Genomic DNA, 3,097 nt, shown 5'->3' with positions numbered 1-3,097 from the left:
GGGGGTTTCCGGGCCCCGTATGGGGGAAGCCGGGGCTTTTGGGCTTCCGATCCTTCCGTGGTAGGCCCATTGCGGACGAGTGCGCGGTACGGTCGACACAGCGAAACGAGAAGGCAGCGGACGAGCACAGATCGGCGATACCGGGCGAAGAGAACCGAGTAGGTAAGCAGCCGGCCGAGCGGCCCGGTCAGACAACGCCACAGCGGCCAGTGAGGAGCAGCGCGTGACGGACATGGACTCCGATATGGGCAAGGACCAGACCGAGGAAGTCACCGTGGAGACGACCTCCGTCTTCCGCGCCGACTTCCTCAACGAGCTGGACGCCCCCGCCCAGGCGGGCGCCGAGAGCGCGGTGTCCGGGGTGGAGGGACTTCCGGCGGGCTCGGCGTTGCTGGTCGTCAAACGGGGCCCCAACGCCGGTTCGCGGTTCCTGCTGGACCAGCCCGTCACGTCCGCCGGCCGGCATCCCGACAGCGACATCTTCCTCGACGACGTCACCGTCAGCCGGCGGCATGCCGAATTCCGGTTGGAGAACAACGAATTCCACGTCGTCGACGTCGGCAGCCTCAATGGCACCTACGTCAACCGCGAGCCCGTCGACTCGGCGGTGCTGGCAAACGGCGACGAGGTGCAGATCGGCAAGTTCCGCCTGGTCTTTCTGACCGGACCGAAGCAGGGCGACGACGACGGAGGTTCTTCGGGGTAGTGAGCGCACCCGATAGCCCGGCGCTAACCGGGATGTCGATCGGGGCGGTCCTCGAGCTGTTGAGGCCGGACTTCCCCGATGTCACGATCTCCAAGATCAGGTTCTTGGAGGCCGAGGGACTGGTGACGCCGCAGCGTGCTGCCTCCGGATACCGCAGGTTCACCGCGTACGACTGCGCCCGGTTGCGCTTCATCCTCACCGCCCAGCGCGACCACTACCTGCCGCTCAAGGTGATCAGGGCGCAGCTCGACGCCCAGCCCGACGGCGAGCTGCCGCCGTTCGGATCGCCTTACGGGGTACCGCGATTGGTGTCGGTGCCCGCGGCCGGCGAGCCGGACCCGACGTCCGCGCCGGGGCCGGACGCGGCGGCCGTCGCCCCGGCGCACGTGCGGCTCAGCCGCGAAGACCTGCTGCAACGCTCGGGCGTCGACGACGACCTCCTGACGGCGCTGCTGCGGGCCGGGGTCATCACCACCGGCGCCGGCGGCTTCTTCGACGAACACGCCGTCGTGATCCTGCAGTGCGCGCGGGCGCTGGCCGAGTACGGCGTGGAGCCGCGGCACCTGCGCGCGTTCCGGTCGGCGGCCGACCGGCAGTCCGACCTGATCGCCCAAATAGCCGGGCCGGTAGTGAAAGCGGGCAAGGCCGGGGCCCGCGACCGGGCCGACGACCTGGCCCGTGAGGTGGCTGCGCTGGCGATCACCTTGCATACCTCCCTGGTCAAGTCCGCCGTTCGCGACGTACTCCATCGCTGAGGTCTAGACTTCTTTCGACGGGCTCGGTTATCGCCGCCGGGCGTAAGTCGACACGGCAGCATGTGCGGAGGGCAGACACAGATGGGTGAAGTTCGTGTTGTCGGCATTCGCGTCGAGCAGCCGCAAAACCAGCCGGTGCTGCTCCTGCGCGAGGCCAACGGTGACCGGTACCTGCCGATCTGGATCGGTCAATCGGAGGCTGCCGCCATCGCGCTCGAGCAGCAGGGCGTCGAGCCGCCGCGCCCGCTGACGCACGACCTGATCAGGGATATCATTGCCGCTCTTGGGCATTCGCTGAAGGAAGTGCGGATCGTCGACCTCCAGGAAGGCACCTTCTACGCCGACCTCATCTTCGACCGCAACATCACCGTGTCGGCCCGGCCCTCCGACTCCGTGGCGATAGCCCTGCGCGTCGGCGTGCCGATCTACGTCGAGGAGGCCGTCCTGGCCCAGGCCGGCCTGCTCATCCCCGACGAAAGCGACGAAGAGGGCGGCACCGCGGTGCGCGAGGACGAGGTGGAGAAGTTCAAGGAATTCCTCGACAGCGTGTCTCCGGACGACTTCAAGGCGACCTAGTTCATGCCCAGCCCCATGCGCCGAGGGGACATCACGGATCCGTCTCAACTGGCCCCGGGGTCTCGACACGCCTGGCGGATAACGGCCCCTCTTCGGCCCACGAAGGCCATACTTTGATGACGACGCAAGGCGCGGCGGCTACCGGACAGCGTAAGCTCACTAGCACTCGGGCCTGAGCAAACGTGGCTGCGGCGCAGCCAGAGACGCAGCTAGTAACGAGAGCGCGATCGGCGAGAGGAAGCACCGTGAGCGAGCAGCCACGTCAAGAGCAGCTGAACCTAGCTGGCCCCTCAGACAACGGGGATGGGGAGCAGGCGATCGCCGCGGTGAGCGCGCCGGTGCAGCCCGGCCTGTTCCCCGACGACTCCGTCCCCGACGAGCTCGTCGGCTACCGCGGGCCCAGCGCGTGCCAGATCGCCGGGATCACCTACCGCCAGCTGGACTACTGGGCGCGGACGTCGCTGGTGGTGCCCTCGATCCGCAGCGCGGCGGGGTCCGGCAGCCAGCGGCTCTACTCGTTCAAGGACATCCTGGTCCTCAAGATCGTCAAGCGGTTGCTCGACACCGGTATCTCGCTGCACAACATTCGGGTGGCCGTCGACCACCTGCGCCAGCGCGGCGTGCAGGACCTGGCCAACATCACCCTCTTCTCGGACGGCACGACGGTGTACGAGTGCACGTCGGCCGAAGAGGTCGTCGACCTGCTGCAGGGCGGGCAGGGCGTGTTCGGCATCGCGGTGTCCGGCGCGATGCGGGAGCTCACCGGGGTGATCGCCGACTTCCCGGGCGAGCGGGCCGACGGCGGCGAGTCCATCGCGACGCCGGAGGACGAGTTGGCGTCGCGGCGCAAGCACCGCGACCGCAAGATCGGCTGATTTTCGAGGCCTTCTTCCCGGCGAGCGTGCGCAGTTGTACGGGTTGCGCGGCGTGTCGGCGTGCAAACACTCAGTGTCAGGGTGGCGTTGCCGCGTTTGCGGTGGTTGGGTCCAGATCACCCGGTGTCTGGCTCTTACAAACACTGCCGCCTTGAGGAGGTTGGCGTTCGTGCGTTGTGTCGGCA

The 3,097-nt window shown here is 67.9% G+C and carries 4 protein-coding genes; all 4 read left to right on the top strand.

Going from position 1 to position 3,097, the window contains the following annotated elements; all coding sequences use genetic code 11:
- Positions 1-223: 223 nt before the first annotated feature.
- The 4 genes from garA (at position 224) to GPY60_RS26335 (ending at position 2,912) form a co-directional block, all read left to right on the top strand.
- Positions 224-706: a glycogen accumulation regulator GarA gene (garA, locus tag GPY60_RS26350; RefSeq protein ID WP_156690637.1), complete on the top strand. Its 483-nt coding sequence runs from the start codon at positions 224-226 to the stop codon at positions 704-706.
- On the top strand, positions 706-1,461 hold the full coding sequence (ftsR, locus tag GPY60_RS26345; RefSeq protein WP_156690636.1) for a transcriptional regulator FtsR: 756 nt from the start codon (positions 706-708) through the stop codon (positions 1,459-1,461). The genes garA and ftsR overlap by 1 nt, the downstream gene beginning before the upstream one ends.
- Positions 1,462-1,542: 81 nt before the next feature.
- Positions 1,543-2,037 carry a bifunctional nuclease family protein gene (locus GPY60_RS26340; RefSeq protein WP_085182389.1) on the top strand — a complete coding sequence of 165 codons (495 nt, stop codon included), beginning with the start codon at positions 1,543-1,545 and terminating at the stop codon, positions 2,035-2,037.
- Positions 2,038-2,282: 245 nt separating this feature from the next.
- The gene (locus tag GPY60_RS26335) at positions 2,283-2,912 is read left to right on the top strand and encodes a MerR family transcriptional regulator (RefSeq protein ID WP_156690635.1); all 630 of its coding nucleotides are present in this window, start codon (positions 2,283-2,285) and stop codon (positions 2,910-2,912) included.
- Positions 2,913-3,097 lie beyond the last annotated feature (185 nt).

This window comes from Mycobacterium sp. Marseille-P9652 (assembly GCF_902652685.1).
Taxonomy (GTDB): Bacteria; Actinomycetota; Actinomycetes; order Mycobacteriales; family Mycobacteriaceae; genus Mycobacterium.
The sequence above is the reverse complement of the archived record's forward strand: the minus strand, read 5'-3'. Positions and strand labels throughout refer to the sequence as shown.